The organism is Streptomyces sp. NRRL S-118 (assembly GCF_000716335.1).
Taxonomy (GTDB): domain Bacteria; phylum Actinomycetota; class Actinomycetes; order Streptomycetales; family Streptomycetaceae; genus Streptomyces.
The window spans coordinates 1-15,105 of sequence record NZ_KL591023.1; the positions used below are offsets into that span (position 1 = coordinate 1).

Consider the following 15,105-nt stretch of genomic DNA (forward strand, 5'->3'; position numbering starts at 1 on the left):
CAGGGCCGCGGCCGTCGGCTCGTTGATGATGCGCAGGACGTTCAGGCCGGCGATCCGGCCCGCCTCCTGCGTGGCGGTCCGCTGCGCGTCGTTGAAGTACGCGGGGACGGTGATGACCGCGTCGGACACGTCCTCGCCGAGGTACGCCTCGGCGTCCCGCTTCAGCTTCTGCAGGACGCGCGCGGAGACCTCCTGCGCGGTGTAACGCCTGCCGTCGATGTCCCCGGTCTCGGGGAAGCGCCAGCCGGCGTCGCCCATGTGGCGCTTGACCGAGCGGGCGGTCCGGTCGACGTTCGTCACGGCCTGGCGCTTGGCGACCTCGCCGACCAGCACCTCGCCGTTCTTGGCGAAGGCGACGACGGACGGCGTGGTCCGGGCGCCCTCGGTGTTGGTGATGACGGTCGGCTCACCCGCTTCCAGGACGCTGACGACGGAGTTCGTCGTACCGAGGTCGATACCCACTGCACGGGCCATGGGAGCGCACCTCCTCCTCCACGATCTGGATAAAACGCCTCAATACGCCCTGTCAAGGGTGCTGCGGTCTCCGCGGCGGCCGGGCCACTGATCATGGACGTCCGGGCTACCGGCATACTGTGCGGCTGCGGCGCGACCCCTTCCGACACACGAGGAGCAGCCATGGCCGAACAGCCCGCTGCCGAGAAGACGACCTTCCTGCCGGTCTTCGAGGTGGGGCCGGCCCACCTGTCCCGGGCCCGGGGCATCGAGGGAAAGTTCCAGCACGCGATCGCCCCGGCGACGGTGAACTTCGACTTCGGTGAGATCAGCAGGGCCGCCGCCGCCATCCCCGACGGCTCCACCGTCCGGATCATCCGCGGCTGGGGCCTCCAGGAAACCGCCCCCGTCAGCGTCATGGTGCTGTCCCTGACGGAGGCGGTGCGCCAGGCGCTGTCCCGGCCCTTCACCAACCCCCGCTTCTGGCGCAAGGCCGAGGAGGCGCTCACCGGCGCGTTCGTCGGTCTGGGCCGGCAGGAAGGCACGCACCTGTCGTTCTACGAGGACACCGCGGAGCGCACCAGCTACTACTACAACCTCCTCCTCGCCCTGCAGGACGAGGAGACCGACGGTCACCTGTACGCCGTCGCCCTGTGCCTCGACGCGACGCTCGGGGTGGACGGGGAGAAGGCCCGGTCGCTGAGCGCCGAGGACACCGCCCGGTGCCATCTGCGCGTCAACGCCATCGCCGTACGGCAGCCGTTGGGGGACACCGGCTGACGTGGGCCCCGCGCGGCCCGGGGCATGACGCTCCCCGCCGGCCCGCCCCGCGCACGGGGCGGACCGGCGGGGAACCGCCCCTGCGGCCCGCCGCCTCACAACGGGCCCGGCCCCAGACCGCCCTTGAGGCGCTCGAGGTCCGACGGGCGCACCTGGATGACCACCAGGGCGATGACCGCGGCGACCGCCGCGAAGACGGCGGCCACGATGAACGCCGCCGAGACCCCGGACGTGAGGACCTGGTCGGCCCACGGCGGCGGCAGTTCCCGGGTCTGCTGGAACCGCAGCCGCTCCGCCGGTGTCGCCTGCGAGAGGTACGCCCGCACCTGGTTCTCCGCCTCGTTGCGGTTCGCCGTACCGAAGACGGTCACCAGGATGGACAGGCCCAGGGAACCACCCACCTGCTGCATCACGTTGAGCAGCCCGGACGCCGCGCCCGACTCCTGGGTGGGCACGTTCGACAGTGCCATCAGCGTCAGCGAGACGAACTGCATCCCCATGCCCATGCCGAAGACGAGCATCGGACCGAGGATGCTGCCCAGGTACGTGGAGTTCACGTCGGTCAGCGTCAGCCAAGCCAGCCCCACCGCGGCCAGCAGCGCGCCCACCACCATGAACGGTTTCGGCCCGTACTTCGGCAGCAACTGCGACGCCAGACCCGCGCCGACCGCGATGATCGCGCTCACCGGAAGGAACGCCAGGCCCGCCGCCAGCGGGCTGAAGCCGAGGACGTTCTGCACGAAGAGCGTCAGGAAGAAGAACATCCCGAAGATCGCGGCGGCCAGGCACAGCATGATGCCGTACGTGCCCGCCCGGTTGCGGTCGGCGAACATGTGCAGCGGCGTGATGGGCTGCCGCGAGCGGCGCTCCACGAACACGAACAGCGCCAGGATCACCACGGCGGCCCCGAACGACGCCACCGTCAGCGGGTCCCCCCACCCTTCCTGCGCGGCCCGGATGAATCCGTACACGAGCAGCACCATGCCGAGCGTCGAGCTGAGCGCCCCGATGACGTCGAAGTTGCCCGGATGGCGTTCGGACTCCCGGATCCAGCGCGGTGCCGCCAGGGCGATGAGCAGCCCGATCGGCACGTTGACGAAGAACACCCAGCGCCAGTCGAGCCAGGAGACCAGCATGCCGCCCGCCAGGAGCCCGATCGCACCGCCGCCCGCCGACACCGCGGCGAACACGCCGAACGCACGGTTGCGCTCCGGCCCTTCCTCGAACGTCGTGCTGATCAGGGCGAGCGACGTCGGGGAGGCGATGGCACCGCCGACACCCTGCAGCGCCCGCGCCGCCAGCAACTGCCAGGAGGTCTGGGCCAGTCCGCCGAGCAGCGAGGCCAGCACGAACAGCAGCACGCCGAAGATGAACACCCGTCGCCGGCCGAGGATGTCGCCCGCGCGGCCACCGAGGAGCAGCAGCCCGCCGAAGGTGAGCGTGTAGGCGTTGACCACCCACGAGAGATTGGTGGTCGAGAAATTCAGGTCGCTCTGGATGTGCGGCAGCGCGATGTTCACGATGGTGATGTCGAGGACCACCATCAACTGGCACGAGGCGATCACCAGGAGCGCGATCCCCTTGCCGCCGCCCCGTTCGGGCGCGGTGGTGCCGGGTGCGGGAGTCGGCTGAGGTGTGGTCATGGACAGGGCCCTCACCGGAGGTCGGTGAACGGTTCCGGAGCGTCAAGGGCCCCGCCGTCCACCATTCGACCGTAAGCCGGGTACCGGAGCGTCACCAGTCGATCAAGCGGCCTCCGCGAGCGCCCCGTTCGCGCCCTTGTGGGGCGGCGCGGCACCGGTCAAGGTGGTGCCCGTCCTCTCCCGATCGGAGCGTGCCCGATGGCCCCCTTCGTCCTGCCCCACCGGCTGCTCGGCGACGGGCCCCACCGGGTGTTCGCCGTCCACGGCTGGCTCGCCGACCGCGACGCCTACGCGCCCGTCCTGCCCGACCTCGACCTCGGCTCCTTCACCTACGCCGTCGTGGACCTGCGCGGTTACGGGGAGGCCAAGGACGCCCACGGCGCGTACACCACCCGCGAGGCCGCCGGCGATCTGCTCGCCCTCGCCCACCGGCTCGGCTGGGACCGCTTCTCGCTGGTCGGGCACTCCATGGGCGGCAGCGTCGCCCAGCGGGTCCTCGCCGCCGCTCCCGGCCGGGTCCGCAGGCTCGTCGGCGTCTCCCCGGTGCCCGCCGAGGGCCTGCCGATGCCGCCGGAGCAGTGGGAACTGTTCGCCGGAGCGGCCGAACGCCCCGAGAACCGCCGCATCATCATCGACCTCACCACCGGCGGCGCCCGCCCCGACGCCTGGCTCGACCGCATGGTGCGCCGCTCCCTGGAGCGCAGCGACCCCAAGGCGGTCCGCGCCTGGCTCGACTCGTGGGCCGGCGAGGACTTCCACGCCGAGGTCGACGGCCTCGGCGTACCCGCCCTGGCCGTCACCGGCGCGCTCGACCCGGCGCTCGGCGCGGACCTCATGCGCCGCAGCTGGCTGGGGCGCTACCCGAACGGCCTGCTCACCGAGCTGCCCCGGGCCGGCCACTACGCCATGGACGAGACCCCGCTCGAACTCGTCCGCACCGTCGAGGACTTCCTGCGCGCGGACGGACCCGCGTGACACCGGACACCGACGTCTTCGACCCCCGCCTGTACGGGCGCGGCGTCCCGCACGACACCTACCGTGCCCTGCGCGACCGCACGCCGGTGGCCTGGCAGGACGAGTACGCGGTGCTGGGCTGGCCCGCGGGGCCCGGATTCTGGGCCGTGACCCGCCACCACGACGTCGTACGCGTCCTCAAGGACACCCGGACGTTCTCCTCGCATCTCGGCGCCACCCAGATCCGTGACCCGGACCCGGCCGACCTGCCGTTCATCCGCCGCATGATGCTCAACCAGGACCCGCCCGCGCACGGCAGGCTGCGGCGGCTGGTCAGCCGCGCCTTCACACCCGGGCGGACCGACCGCTTCACGGACGCGGTACGGACCCGCGCCCGTGAGCTGCTGCGCACCGCGTACGCCACCGCCCGATGCGGCGACGGCACGGTCGACCTCGTCCGCACCGTCACCGACGACTACGCCCTGCTCAACCTCACCGACCTCCTCGGCGTACCGAAGAGCGACCGCGGGCTGCTGCTCGCCTGGACCGAGCGGGTCATCGCCTACCAGGACCCCGACGAACCACCGGTCCTCGGGCCGGACGGCACGCCCCTCGACCCGCGGTCGCCCGCGATGCTGCGGGAGATGTTCGCCTACGCCCAGGAGCTCGCGGCGTACAAGCGCGCCCACCCCGGGGACGACGTCATCACCTCCCTCGCGCACGCGGACCTGTCGGAGGGAGAGCTGGAGATGTTCTTCTTCCTGATGACGGTCGCCGGGAACGACACCGTCCGCAGCGCCGCCCCCGGCGGCTTCCTCGCCCTTGCCGAACACCCCGGCCCGCAGCTGCTGCTGCGCGCCGGAGCGTTCCGCCTCGACGCCGCCGTGGAGGAGCTGCTGCGGGTGCACCCGCCCGTCCTCCACATCCGCCGCACGGCCACGGAGGACTGCGTACTGGCCGGGCAGTCCGTCCGCGCCGGGGACAAGGTCGTCGTCTTCCACGCCTCCGCCAACCACGACGAGCGGGTCTTCGACGACCCGCACCGGCTGGACCCGGGCCGTTCCCCCAATCCGCACGTGGCCTTCGGCGACGGCCCGCACATCTGCCTCGGGGCGCACTTCGCCCGCCTCCAGCTGCGCGTCCTGCACGAGGAGGCGCTGCGCGTCCTTCCCCCGTACACCGTGGCCGCCCCGCCCCGGCGGCTGGTCTCCAACTTCATCAACGGGCTGAAGTCGCTGCCGCTGCACCTGACCTCAGGGGCAGGCGCCGTCGGCGACGGTGAAGTACCCGGCCGGTGACTCCTTCAGGGTGCGGACGACGAACGTGTTGTACGGCCCCATGCTCTGCTGCGAGCCCTTGGCCAGGACGGAGCCGCCGCTCGTGGTGGCGCGGCCGGCCTGGACGTGGTGGTAGTTGCTGCCGGTCCAGCAGGAGGCGGTGCCGTCCCCGGGGCCGGGCGGCGCCTGGCCGCCGCCGGGTTCCGTCAGCCCGAAGAACGCCGCGATCCAGTGGCTGGAGCAGATGGAGTCGAGGAAGTACGCGGCGGCGGTCGAGCCGCACTGCGCGGGCCCGGTCCCCGGGTCGACGGGCGTGCCGTGGCCGATGGCCGGCACCCGGTTCACCTCGACGGCGACCGTGCCGTCGGCAGCCGCGTACTCCTCGTGGCGCGTGGAGTCGGGACCGATGACGGAGGTGCGGGTGGGTGTGGGGGAGAGCCCGTGCACGGCGGTCCACTGGTCGCGCAGTTCGTCGGCGTTGCGGGGCACCACCGTGGTGTCGCGGTCGCCCTGCCACACGGCCACCCGCGGCCACGGCCCCGTCCACGCCGGATGGGCGTCCCGCACGCGCTGCGCCCACTGGGCCGGGCTCAGGTCCACCCCCGGGTTCATGCAGGAGTACGCGGACGCGACGTCCCGGGCGCAGTCGTACGGGACGCCCGCGACGACGGCGCCGGCGGTGAAGACGTCCGGGTACGCGGCGAGCATCACGGACGTCATGGCACCGCCGGCCGACAGCCCCGTGACGTACACCCGCCGGGGGTCGGCGCCGAACGACGCGACGGCGTGCGCCACCATCTGCCGGATCGACGCGGCCTCACCCTGACCGCGCCGACTGTCCGGCGTCCGGAACCAGTTGAAGCACTTGTTGAGGTTGTTGGAGGCCTGCTGCTCGGCGAGCACCAGCAGGAATCCGGCGCGGGCCGCCATGTCGGGCAGGCCCGAGTGGTCGGCGTACACCTGGGCGCTCTGCGTGCAGCCGTGGAGGGCGACCACCACGGGCGGGGAGGCCGGCAGTGATGCGGGGCGATGGACGTACATGGACAGCTGCCCCGGGTTGCTGCCGAACCCGGTGACGCGCGTGAGCGCGACGGCGGCGTGCGCGGCGGGAGGCGGCGAGGACAGTACGGCGGCGACCGCCATGACGAGCACGGTCAGGGCGGCCCGCAGGCGGGGGAGGGGGTACGGCATGGCGGCTCCTCGTATGGCGTGGGGATGCCCCGGGCGGCCGCTGTCGCGGCCGGACGCGGCCGCCGGGGTGACCGGAACGGTACGCCGCCCCGCCCGCGCTCCCTATGGCCCGCGGCCCCACACTCCCCGCACCGCAAACCCCGCACCGGGGGGTTGCGCGGCACGGGGGTGGCTGTTAGGGCCGTGCGCGGGGGGCAAGGCACAGCCCCCGCGCACCGGCGGCGCGCAGGCCCGGACGGGCCGGCCGTTCAGGCGTCGCGGGGGAGCACCGTCATGGGGACGCGGTCGGGGTGGGCCATCGCGGACGCGGCCGCCCGGGGGGCGGGCTGCCCGGCCTGGGGGCGGAGCTTCCAGCGGCGCAGGACCGTCGCCAGGACGATGGTGGCCTCCGTCCATGCGAAGGCGTCACCGATGCACTTGCGGTTGCCGGAGCCGAACGGCACGAACTCCTCCCGGCCCAGCGCGGCACGGCGTTCGGGCAGCCACCGGTCGGGGTCGAAGCGGTCGGGATCCTCGAACAGGCCGGGATCGCGGTGCAGGGCGTAGAGGCTGAAGGCGACCTCGGATCCGGCGGGCACCGTGAAGCCGCCGAGTTCCACGTCGGCCGTCGCGCGCCGCATCAGGAGGGTGACGCCGTAGAGCCGGATGACTTCGTCGAGCACCCGCCGGATCGCCGTCAGACGGGGGACGTCCTCCATGGTCACCGGACGGCTGCCGACGACCCGGTCGATCTCGGCCACCAGTTGCCGCTCCACCTCGGGGTGCCGGGCCAGTTCGTGGAAGGCCCAGGAGAGGGTGGAGGCCGTGGTCTCGGTGCCGGCGAAGAGGATGGTCATGATCTGGTCGCGCACCTCGATGTCGGTGAGCGACTGCCCGGTGTCCGCGTCCCGCGCGGCCAGGAGGACCGAGAGCAGGTCCGGCCGGTCCGTCCGCCCCGACCTCCGCGTGCCGGCGATCACTTCGTCGATGACCGGGAGCATGCGTGCCGTGGCGGCGTCGAATTCCCGGTTGGGGCGAATCGGCAGCCGGTCCAGGAACTTCGGGGACGCGGCCCGTATCAGCATGTTCTTCAGGATGACGGGGAAGTTCCTGCGCACGGCCTCGACGGCGGACCGTCCGAGGTCCGCGGAGAACATCGTCTCCGCCAGCGTCTCGATCGCGTATGCGCCGAGCACCTCGTCGAGGACGATCCGCTGTCCCGGCGTCCAGGAGTCGGCGAGGGCCTGAGCGCGGTTGCTCATGATCTCGGCGTAGCCGCCCAGGCGCTGCTGGTGGAACATCGGCTGCATCAGCCGCCGGTGCGCGCGGTGCGTCTCGCCGCCCGAGTTCGCCAGGCCGTTGCCGACGAGGGGGCGCACCCGGTCGAAGAGCCGCCCCTTCTCGAAGCTCCTTGCTTGTCTGACGGTCACTTCGTTCACCATCCGCGCGCTGGTCGCGACGTACACGGGCATGGTTCCGAGGTCGACCCGGACCAGCTCGCCGCTTCCCCGCAGGGAGGCGAGGAAGCGGAGCGGGTCCCGCCAGAGCTTCAGGGTGTGCCCGATGAGGGGCACCGCCCCGGGGGCCCGGGGGACCGACTGCACAGCGACCGTCACTGGAGAATCCTTTGCTGGGGGCGGGAGGCGGTGGCGGGGAGCAGGTTCCACCACCAGGCGATCGACGGGATGGCCAGGGGTTCGGTGCCGGCGTCGGTGGGTTCGGAGGAGAACGCCGACGGCATGTTCGCCGGGTTGTCAGGCGTGGTGTACCGCACGGAGCTGATGCCCCAGTCCTGGGCACCGCGGATGAAGTGGGCCAGGCTCGCCAGGTACTGCCGCAACTGGGGGCTGCCCTGCCCGGAGAGGTACTCGGACACGCGCAGGAACAGGCACATGACCCGGTCGCGCTGGGCGATCGCGGTCGTCAGCGCCTGCTCGGGGGTGAGCCCTTCGTGCTTCTCCAGCACCCGCAGCGCGTTGAGGTAGTAGCCCGTCCCGTTCTTCTCCTTGTGGTACGAGAAGATGTCGTTGTCCCAGGTGATGATGAAGGACGCCATCTCGGCCGCGGCCCGCACCGCGGTACGGTCCCGCTCGTGCGGCTGGAGCTCGTAGCCGTGACCCATCTCCAGCAGCGGCAGCACCACCGACGTCGCGCCGTCGTACAGGCGCATGAGCGTGTAGTCGTTCAGGTCCGGGACGGTGCCCGCGCGGCGGTGGGACGCCTCCCAGACCACGGAGAAGAAGTACTCGCGCAGCGCGTCCACCCAGCGGGCGGCCTGCCCCGGGGTCCCGTACCGGTTGACGCGCAGCCGCAGGTCGCGCAGACCGGCGGCGAGCGGGTCGTCCAGCAGCATGCGGGCTTCCGGGTTCTGGGCGACCCGCAGCAGACGGTGCAGCTCTCCCGCCAGGTCGCCCGGTCGGTGACCCAGTGCGCCTTCCTCGCAGTGCCCGTCGTCCACGCCGAAGAGCCACAGGACGAAGTCCGCGAGGAGCGAGACGACCTCCTCACGGCCCTCGGGGAGGATCCGGGCGCAGAACGTACCGATGTCCTGCCGTACGAGCCGTCCGCGCAACTGCTCGGACCCGATGCGAAACGTTTCTGCCCAGGCAGCCGTCTGTACGTCGATCTGTGCGTGGCGCGGATGGATCGCCGGGGGAATGGGGGAGTAGATCGGCGGAACTATGAGCCCGGGGCCCACTACGGCCTCCCTCTTGTCACGGGGCGACGCGTGGACCGGCGACACTGGCGTCACACGCGTCTCGTTCACCCCAGAGTGATCAACTATGGCGCATAGTAGTGACCGGATTCCGTTGATCCAATAGGACAATTGCTGACCTATTCGGCTCGGCGGCGAAGTCAGCGGCCGGAACGAAAGAGGGACCTCCACCACGGGGTACGGGTCGGACGCCCCGGCTCCGCCGGTCCCACGGCCGCCGGGGCGGCGACGGGCACCGCCTCCGGAAGCGGACCCGGCGCCGTCGAGGCGAAGGCCGCGGGCTTCCTCACGTCCCCGTCGCCGGCCGTACGCGGTGGCGTGAAATGTACGGGCAGCGACTCCAGGCGCTTGGACAGCCATGCGGCGCGCCAGCGCAGCTCGTCCTCGGCAACGGCGAGCCGCACGTCGGGCAGCCTGGCCAGGAGCGTGTCGATCCCGGTGTCCGCGATCGCGCGGCCGATCTCCTGACCCGGACATTCGTGCGGACCGCTGCAGAAGGACACGTGGCCGCGGTTCCCGTGCAACGGGGCCTCCAGGTCCGGCCGGACCTCGGGATCGACGTTCCCCGCCGCCAGGCCCAGCATGATGAGGTCGCCCGCCTTGATCTGCTTGCCTCCGAGGACCGTGTCACCGGTGGCCCAGCGGCCCGGGATCGCCGACAGCGGCGGATCGTCCCACAGCACCTGCTCCAGCGCGTTGGGCAGCGTCATGTGGCCGCCGGCCAGGTTCGCGCGGAAGCGACGGTCCGTCAGCACCAGCCGGAGCGTGTTGGCGATGAGATTGACCGTCGTCTCGTTCGCGGCCACGAGCACGAGCCGCAGATGCTCGATCACCTCGTCGTCGGTGAGCGCGGCCTCATGACCGAGGAGCCTGGTCGCCAGATCGCGCCCGGGATCGGCCTTCTTCCGCTCGGTCAGGGTCCGCAGCGTCGCCACGACGAAGTCGTTGCTCGCGAGGGCGGTTTCCGTACCCTTCATCAGGTCCAGCGCGGCGTCCACCAGCCGTGCCCCGTACTCCTCGGGCATGCCCAGGAGCTGGGTCATCACCAGCATCGGCAACTTCTCCGCGAAGTCGCCGATCAGATCCGCCTCACCGTTCGCGGCGAAACCGTCCACGAGCTGGTCGGTGTACCGGATCACATAGCGCCGGATCCCGCGGCGGTCGAACTGCTCGAGACTGTCCGTCACAGCCGCCCGCAACCGCCGGTGCTCCTCGCCGTCGACGAAGATGCAGTTGGGCTGCCACTCCACCATGGGACGCAGCGGTGAGTCCGGGGCGACCTTCCCCTCCCGGAACATGTTCCAGTGCCGGGAGTCACGGGTGAAGCGTGAGGGGGAGCGTGTGACTTCGAGGATCTCCCGGTGACCCAGCACCAGCCACGCCGGCAGGTCCCCGTGCAGCAGCACGGGCGCCACCGCACCGTGTTCCTTGCGGAGGGCTTCGTACAGCGCCCCGGGGTCGGCCTCGGCGGTCGGACCGTACAGCCTCCGCAGCGCATCGGGCGCCATGCCGTGGGCAGGGCACCCGGGGGGCGGCACGGGGGCGGGGAACGCGCCGGTGTCGGAAGTCGTCATGACGCCTCCTGCGTCGTGGCAATGGTCTGGAGGTAGCGCATCAACGTCATCAGGACGTCCTTGCCGGAGCTGCGCTCCCGCGCGTCGCACGGCACGATCGGCACCGACGGCGGCAGGTCGAGCGCGCCGCGCAGCTCCTCCACCGGGTACGCCGGGGCGTCCGGGAAGGAGTTGACGGCCACCACGAACGGCACGCCGCGCTCCTCCAGTCGCCCGATCACGTCGAAGCTGACTTCCAGGCGGCGCGTGTCGACCAGTACGACCGCGCCCAGCGCGCCTTCGAACAGGCCGCGCCACAGGAACCAGAAGCGCTCCTGCCCGGGGGTGCCGAACAGGTACAGCACCAGCTGCTCGTTGATGCTGATGCGGCCGAAGTCCATGGCGACGGTCGTCGAGGTCTTGCCGCCTATCCCGGCGGTGTCGTCCACGCCGACCCCGGCCTGGGTCATCGTCTCCTCGGTCGTCAGCGGCCGGATCTCGCTGACGGAGCCGACGAGCGTCGTCTTGCCGACGCCGAAGCCGCCCACGATCACCACCTTGACCGCGGTGGTGGCCGTCGCCGGCAGCACGTCCTCGCTCCGCGGCCCGCGCGCGAGCGCGCCGGCCGGCTCAGAGCTTCTGAAGTCCATCGATCACTGCCTCAATCAACGCGCGGTCGGGGAGTCGGGCGGGTGGGACGGGTGCGCGGGCGATGACCCGGTTGTCGGCGAGGAGATCGCCCAGCAGGACGGTGACGACACTGACCGGGAGACCGAGGTACGCGGAGATCTCGGCGACCGACAGCGGCGCCTGGCACAGCTGGACGATCGCCGCGTGCTCCGGCTGCATCCCGGGTTTGACGCCCGACCTGGCCACGATCAGCGTGACCAGGTCGAGCGCGGCGGGCGCCGACGTACCACTGCGTCCGCCCGTGATGACGTACAGCCGCTCGGGGCTGCTCTCCTCCCAGTGCGCGCCGGTCCCGCCGCCCCCGTTGCCCGCGTCGCTCACTCGGCGTCCCGGCGCGGCGGGCTGCTCAGGTGCTCTCCGATCCGCAGGACGAGATCGCGCATGCGCTGGCCCATCAGCCCGGCGTCGACGCCTTCCCCGGCGAGCACGGCCAGGTACGCGCCGGTGCCGGCCGCCATCAGGTAGAAGAAGCCGCCGTTCATCTCTATGACCACCAGCCGCATCCGGCCGTCGCTGCCGGGGAGTTCGGTGGCGACGGCGCCTGCCAGCGACTGCAGTCCGGCGCAGGCGGCGGCCAGCCGGTCCGCGGTGTCGTCGTCCGTGCCGTACTGGGCCATGCGCAGACCGTCGGCGGAGAGCACGACAACGTGCCTGGTCTGCGGCACGCCTTCCGCGAGGTCCTTGAGCATCCAGTCCATATTGGCCTGCTGCTTGATCATGGCTGAGTGTTCCCCTTGCTTGCGTCGTTCGGCTCCCCGGTCAGGCCGCTCTGGAAGGCGGCCAGCCACATTCCGGGCTGCACCTGAGGTGAGGGCTCCGCGTCCGGAGCGGCGGTGGGCGCCGGCGCGGCCGGCGCGGAGGGTGCGGCGGCCGCCGCGGCCGGCGGTGTCACCGGCTTCTTGCGGCGGCGCTGGGGCAGCCCGTTGGGCGTTCGCTCGGTCACGACCGGCGCGTGGTCGTCCGCGACCGGGCCGGTGGCCGAACGCGGCGCCGGGTCGGCGGCCGGGCCCGGGAGGGCCTCCGCGGCCGGGACGGTCGCACGGGGCACGGAGGACGCACCGATGCCGTGGGCGAGGCCGCTGGCCGAGGCGACGGTGGTGATCAGCTCCTGGGGCACGACCACGACGGCCCGGACACCGCCGTACGCGGACGGGCGCAGCGAGACCTGGAAGCCGTACGCCTGCGCCAGCCGGCCCACCACGGCGAGCCCGAGGCGCGGGGTCTCGCCCAGGTCGTTCAGGTCGATGCCCTGCTGGGCCTGGCGGAGCATGCGCTCGGCGCGCTTGCGGGCCTCCTCGCTCATGGAGACACCGCCGTCCTCGATCTCCACCGCGATGCCCGACTGCACGTCGACGGCGGTCAGATGGACCTTGGTCTGCGGCGGCGAGTAGCGCGTGGCGTTGTCGAGGAGCTCGGCGAGGGCGTGGATCAGCGGTTCGACGGCCGGGCCGGTGACGGCGACCTCGGTGACCGAGTGCAGTTCGACGCGCTGGTAGTCGAGGATGCGGGACATGGCGCCGCGCAGCACGCTGTACAGCGGGACGGCGCGGCTCCACTGGCGGCCCGGGCGGGCGCCTCCGAGGACCGCGATGGAGTCGGCGAGCCGCCCGATCAGCGCGGTGCCGTGGTCGATGCGGAGCAGATCGCCGAAGACCTCCGGGCTGTTGCCGTGGCGGTCCTCCATCTCCCGCAGTTCCTGCGCCTGTTGGTGCACGATGGCCTGGACCCGTCGGGCGATGTTCACGAAGGCGCGCTGCGCGGACTCGCGCAGGTCCTCCTCGGCGACGACCGCGTCGACGACCACGCGCACGACCGCCTGGTGCTCGTCGGGCGCGGTGAGCGAACCCAGTACGTCCTCGGGGAATTCACCGCGCCGCAGCCGCTCGATGGCGTCCGGCAGCAACGTTCCGGCCAGATGCGCGGTCTCGGCGTGCCGCCGGGCCAGGGCGGTGTCGCGGGCGGCGACGGTGCGCCGCAGTTCCTCGATCACCCGCCCCCGGCGGGCGGCCGCCGCGCCTGTCACGGCGAGCGCGAGGGCGGCCAGGGCCCCGATGACGCCGACCGGGACGCGCGCGGGAGCGGACACCACGGCCACCGTGACACCGGCGGCGACGGCGGTCAGAGCGGCGGGCAGGAGCCACACGAAAGAGGCCGCGGACCGCGGGCTTCCACTTCCGGGCGACGATGTCTCACGGACCATCAGCACCATCAAACCCATCGAACGAGAAAGATCATATGACGACGGGCGGGAGCATAGCCCGTTGAAGTCAAGGGGATTGACGGCGGGTCACCGCATTGGCGAGATCTGTTCGGTCCCATCGAAGTGGACTGAGTACCTCCGCCCCCGGCTGTCGTACGTCCGGGGATCGGCCTGCGAGGGCGGGGCAGGAGGCCGTCGGCACGGCGCCGGGCAGGTGGCGGGAGTGGCCCGCTCGGAGCGGTCGGCAGGCTGCGCGAGCGACCGGGCGCCCGGGTGCCGGGCCGCCGTCCGGGATCGGCGGCGGCCCGGCATCCCGGTTCCCCGGCGCGGCCGGCGCATCAGAGCCGGTCGAAATCGCCCGCCAGGGCAGCCGCGACGCGCAGATGCGTTTCGGCTTCTTCGTGCCGTCCTTGCCGCTGGAGCGTGCGCCCCGGCATGAGCCGGGCGTAGTGCTCGACGGGATCGCTCTCCACGATGGCGCGCAGCTCGGTCTCGGCGCTGCGCAGCTGGGCCGAGTGGTAGGAGGAGCGCGCCAGCAGCAGCCTCGGTCCCGTCTGCTCCGGCGCTTCGTCGACCAGCGCGCGCAGGACGCGCGCGGCGGCCGTGTGGTCCTTGGCGTCGAAGAACAGCCGCGCCCGCTCCCAGCGCTCGGCCGGGGACCCGTGGTCGTAGTACGTCGCGTGCACTCCTGACCTCCTCGGCGCCGTCGACGAGCCACTCCGGTTGAAAATTCCACTGTTGACCGGTGTGGCTCGTGTGCGAGGGTGCCGGACCGCGACGTCGGTCGAGTCCGCTCCGGTCGAGTCCGCTCCGATCGCCGGGCGGACGGGGCCGTGCGGGGATCTCCTAGCCCTCGAGGGCCCCCAGTTGCTGCATCAGCCCGAGATCGTCGATGTTCCACCAGCTCTCGGCGATCTTGCCGTCCTTGCAGCGGAACGTCGCGTGGCCCGTGCCGGAGACATCGCGGCCGGTGGCCTCCAGGCCGCGGTACTCGCCCACGTGGCGGCCGGTGTACGACATCCGCAGGCAGACCAGGTCGCCTTCGGCGACGAGGCTCTCGATGGTGCACGTCGGCCGGAACGCCTCCATGATCTCCCGGTTCTCGGCCTTGGCGGCCTCCAGGTCCACGTCGTACGACGACAGCGAGGGGTCGTGCTCGCGGTAGTCGGCGCTGCACAGGGAGTCCGCCGCGTCGACGTTCCCTCCGTTGATCACGTCATCGACGAAGCGCTGCACCATGAGCTTGTTGAGCTGCTGGTCGCCGACGACGTCCAGGTCCGTGAACGACGGTTCGCCGTCGCAGAGCGCCATCAGCTGCTCGTAGATCCGGTTGGTCTCGGGCAGGTTCGAGTTCTTCATCGCCTCCTCGTACGACGGGAACTCCACGATCTCCACCACATGGGTGCTGTCGGAGCGGTCCCGTCCGACGATCGAATGCGTGGCCGTCCGCTTACCCTCGGTCGCTTGGATCCACTGGTCCATCAACCCGCGTAGTTCATCGACCCGGTCCGTCTTGAGGTCGATGACCTGGACGAATGACATGGTCCCTCCTACTGCTCGAACGCTGGAGCAATTTCAGAATATGCCCGATATGAGATGGATGTTCGACTCGATGGTGCGGGCGTTCCGTCACGGCCCGGTCCGCGGCCGCTGAACGCGACGGGCCCGC

At 71.8% G+C, this 15,105-nt stretch carries 15 protein-coding genes; 3 read left to right on the forward strand and 12 right to left on the reverse strand.

Features of this window, described 5'->3' with window-relative positions; all coding sequences use genetic code 11:
• The coding region (locus IH00_RS0129155) for an Hsp70 family protein (RefSeq protein ID WP_158827965.1) at window positions 1-474 on the reverse strand (474 nt) is incomplete at its 3' end.
• Window positions 475-636: 162 nt separating this feature from the next.
• Here IH00_RS0129155 and IH00_RS0129160 point away from each other — a divergent pair.
• Window positions 637-1,233, forward strand: coding sequence for a type-2Aa cytolytic delta-endotoxin (locus tag IH00_RS0129160; RefSeq protein ID WP_031078796.1), 597 nt, complete (start codon window positions 637-639; stop codon window positions 1,231-1,233).
• A gap of 95 nt (window positions 1,234-1,328) precedes the next feature.
• Here IH00_RS0129160 and IH00_RS0129165 read toward each other — a convergent pair whose 3' ends face one another.
• Window positions 1,329-2,876: an MFS transporter gene (locus IH00_RS0129165; RefSeq protein ID WP_199819830.1), complete on the reverse strand. Its 1,548-nt coding sequence runs from the start codon at window positions 2,874-2,876 to the stop codon at window positions 1,329-1,331.
• Between the two features lie 198 nt (window positions 2,877-3,074).
• On the opposite strand from IH00_RS0129165, the gene IH00_RS0129170 reads away from it, so the two are divergent.
• Both IH00_RS0129170 and IH00_RS0129175 read left to right on the forward strand, forming a co-directional pair.
• Window positions 3,075-3,851 carry an alpha/beta fold hydrolase gene (locus IH00_RS0129170; protein ID WP_031078798.1) on the forward strand — a complete coding sequence of 259 codons (777 nt, stop codon included), beginning with the start codon at window positions 3,075-3,077 and terminating at the stop codon, window positions 3,849-3,851.
• On the forward strand, window positions 3,848-5,128 hold the full coding sequence (locus IH00_RS0129175) for a cytochrome P450 (RefSeq protein ID WP_039947549.1): 1,281 nt from the start codon (window positions 3,848-3,850) through the stop codon (window positions 5,126-5,128). The genes IH00_RS0129170 and IH00_RS0129175 overlap by 4 nt, the downstream gene beginning before the upstream one ends.
• On the opposite strand, the gene IH00_RS0129180 is transcribed toward IH00_RS0129175, so the two are convergent.
• The 10 genes from IH00_RS0129180 to IH00_RS0129225 form a co-directional block, all read right to left on the reverse strand.
• Window positions 5,084-6,298, reverse strand: coding sequence for an extracellular catalytic domain type 1 short-chain-length polyhydroxyalkanoate depolymerase (locus IH00_RS0129180; RefSeq protein ID WP_052411707.1), 1,215 nt, complete (start codon window positions 6,296-6,298; stop codon window positions 5,084-5,086). The two genes, IH00_RS0129175 and IH00_RS0129180, sit on opposite strands and share 45 nt — an antisense overlap.
• 248 nt (window positions 6,299-6,546) lie before the next feature.
• Complete coding sequence (locus IH00_RS0129185; protein WP_234334993.1) at window positions 6,547-7,893, reverse strand: cytochrome P450; 1,347 nt, start codon at window positions 7,891-7,893, stop codon at window positions 6,547-6,549.
• Complete coding sequence (locus IH00_RS0129190) at window positions 7,890-8,975, reverse strand: selina-4(15),7(11)-diene synthase (protein ID WP_031078802.1); 1,086 nt, start codon at window positions 8,973-8,975, stop codon at window positions 7,890-7,892. The genes IH00_RS0129185 and IH00_RS0129190 overlap by 4 nt, the downstream gene beginning before the upstream one ends.
• Before the next feature lie 158 nt (window positions 8,976-9,133).
• Window positions 9,134-10,567, reverse strand: a complete 1,434-nt coding sequence (locus IH00_RS0129195) for a cytochrome P450 (RefSeq protein ID WP_031078803.1) — start codon at window positions 10,565-10,567, stop codon at window positions 9,134-9,136.
• Window positions 10,564-11,196 carry a GTP-binding protein gene (locus IH00_RS0129200; protein WP_031078804.1) on the reverse strand — a complete coding sequence of 211 codons (633 nt, stop codon included), beginning with the start codon at window positions 11,194-11,196 and terminating at the stop codon, window positions 10,564-10,566. Before IH00_RS0129200 ends, IH00_RS0129195 begins: the two co-directional genes overlap by 4 nt.
• Window positions 11,177-11,557: a DUF742 domain-containing protein gene (locus tag IH00_RS0129205; RefSeq protein WP_031078805.1), complete on the reverse strand. Its 381-nt coding sequence runs from the start codon at window positions 11,555-11,557 to the stop codon at window positions 11,177-11,179. Before IH00_RS0129205 ends, IH00_RS0129200 begins: the two co-directional genes overlap by 20 nt.
• A complete protein-coding gene (locus tag IH00_RS0129210; protein WP_031078813.1) occupies window positions 11,554-11,955 on the reverse strand; it encodes a roadblock/LC7 domain-containing protein in 402 nt (133 codons plus the stop codon). Before IH00_RS0129210 ends, IH00_RS0129205 begins: the two co-directional genes overlap by 4 nt.
• Entirely contained in the window at window positions 11,952-13,436 is a 1,485-nt protein-coding gene (locus IH00_RS0129215) for a sensor histidine kinase (protein WP_031078815.1), read from the reverse strand. The genes IH00_RS0129210 and IH00_RS0129215 overlap by 4 nt, the downstream gene beginning before the upstream one ends.
• Before the next feature lie 338 nt (window positions 13,437-13,774).
• On the reverse strand, window positions 13,775-14,122 hold the full coding sequence (locus IH00_RS0129220) for a tetratricopeptide repeat protein (protein ID WP_031078817.1): 348 nt from the start codon (window positions 14,120-14,122) through the stop codon (window positions 13,775-13,777).
• 160 nt (window positions 14,123-14,282) lie between these two features.
• The gene (locus IH00_RS0129225) at window positions 14,283-14,978 is read right to left on the reverse strand and encodes an ester cyclase (protein ID WP_031078818.1); all 696 of its coding nucleotides are present in this window, start codon (window positions 14,976-14,978) and stop codon (window positions 14,283-14,285) included.
• Between the last annotated feature and the right edge of the window lie 127 nt (window positions 14,979-15,105).